This is a genomic window from Rummeliibacillus sp. POC4 (assembly GCF_003576525.1).
Taxonomy (GTDB): domain Bacteria; phylum Bacillota; class Bacilli; order Bacillales_A; family Planococcaceae; genus Rummeliibacillus.
The window spans coordinates 1-567 of record NZ_QWUA01000059.1; the positions used below are offsets into that span (position 1 = coordinate 1).

The window sequence follows — 567 nt, forward strand, 5'->3', positions numbered from 1 at the left end:
TTTGCCGGTCCATTCACGCAATACGAGAAGATCACCTTCACGAAATCCGCGGTCATTCTTTCTAATTTCGAATGTTTTACAGCCTTCTACAACTGCTGCAAAGTATTGCGGTAAAATCTTCAAGCTGTGAGTTACGGTCATGTTTCTTCACCTCTTTTATTACAAATACTGATTCACAAACTCATAGCATCCTGCAACATCATGAAAGATTTCTTCAAAATCAGAAGTCTCTACTACATAAAACTTTTCTGTGCGTTCAATTTGCATATCTTTTACAAACATTGAGTGTTCTGGTGTAAGCTCCATCAACTGTTGAAAAACATCATCTTTTTGACGGATCTTTTCATCACAGTCAAAAATGTTCAACTGAATAACTGACATTACGCAACACCTTCATGCTTGTTTTGTTCTGCCAAGAAGTTAACTGCATATTCCAAAGTACCTTCATAATCTAATCCTGTGATTTGCATTAGTTGTGCAGTGAAGATATCGAAATCTTTCTCTGAGTTTTTATCACCAAACTTTTTAAGATTGCAATATGCAATGGCGATTTGGTCTACGATGTAT

At 36.2% G+C, this 567-nt stretch carries 3 protein-coding genes; all 3 read right to left on the reverse strand.

Annotated elements, in window-relative coordinates; all coding sequences use genetic code 11:
• A partial coding sequence (locus tag D1606_RS14195; protein WP_119416680.1) for a DUF3850 domain-containing protein occupies positions 1–141 on the reverse strand: 141 nt, incomplete at its 3' end.
• A gap of 18 nt (positions 142–159) precedes the next feature.
• A complete protein-coding gene (locus D1606_RS14200; RefSeq protein ID WP_119416681.1) occupies positions 160–381 on the reverse strand; it encodes a hypothetical protein in 222 nt (73 codons plus the stop codon).
• Positions 381–567, reverse strand: a 187-nt coding sequence (locus D1606_RS18825; RefSeq protein ID WP_158582392.1) for a hypothetical protein, incomplete at its 5' end; no start/stop codon positions are given. The genes D1606_RS18825 and D1606_RS14200, both read right to left, overlap by 1 nt.